Annotated in this window: 1 protein-coding gene; it reads right to left on the bottom strand. The window is 67.0% G+C overall.

Translation table 11 applies throughout. The features are described 5' to 3' along the window. The coding region (locus tag ACJHX3_RS25005; protein WP_410236255.1) for a DUF6531 domain-containing protein at nt 1-666 on the bottom strand (666 nt) is incomplete at both ends.

Genomic DNA, 666 nt, shown 5'->3' with positions numbered 1-666 from the left:
GGCCTCACGCCGGTACGTCAGCGTCCGCCCGAAGCGGTCCGCCAGCCCGGTAAGCACCCGGTACGGCGGCAGCGGCGCTGGCAGTACGTCCTCAGCACCCGGCACCCGCTCAGACCACCCCAGTATCCACCACGGTCCCTGTGCGCTGTTGGTCGCCAGGTAAAGATGCGGGCTTAACCGGATATCCGGCGACAGCGCCCCCCACAGCCGCGCCAGCGTGTGGCCGTCCGGCTGCGCTGCCTTACCACCGCGAACCAGCCACATTGACTCGCTGCGGCTGTACACCGCCTCCCCCGGCAGCAGCGGCTCAAAGTGAATGCTCTGCCCGCCGTTGTCGTTGAGTATCAGTCCGTCATCACGTAGCTGTAAGCGGATATCAGAAGGCGCTTTCCAGCCGGGGCCGAAAACGCCCACCGGCGCAGGCGTCTTCGTCCGGTAGCTGCTGTAGGTGCGGGAGAGAATGAACGGCAGCGGGCCGGGCAGCGCAACATCCGTCTCGCCGGGCAGCACCTTCGCCCCCAGCAGCGGATTTACCGGGTTGCCCGAAGTCATCCCGCCCGGACACACCGAGCACGCCACGCCGGTGGGCGCGCCAATTCTTACACCTGCCGAACCCTGGACAATGGGACCGCCATACTGAGTCATATCTCCCTGACGCGCCGCTGG

Origin of the sequence: Escherichia sp. WS1265 (assembly GCF_046487585.1) — a bacterium.
Taxonomy (GTDB): domain Bacteria; phylum Pseudomonadota; class Gammaproteobacteria; order Enterobacterales; family Enterobacteriaceae; genus Escherichia; species Escherichia coli.
This window is presented reverse-complemented; position numbering and strand designations above follow the sequence as displayed.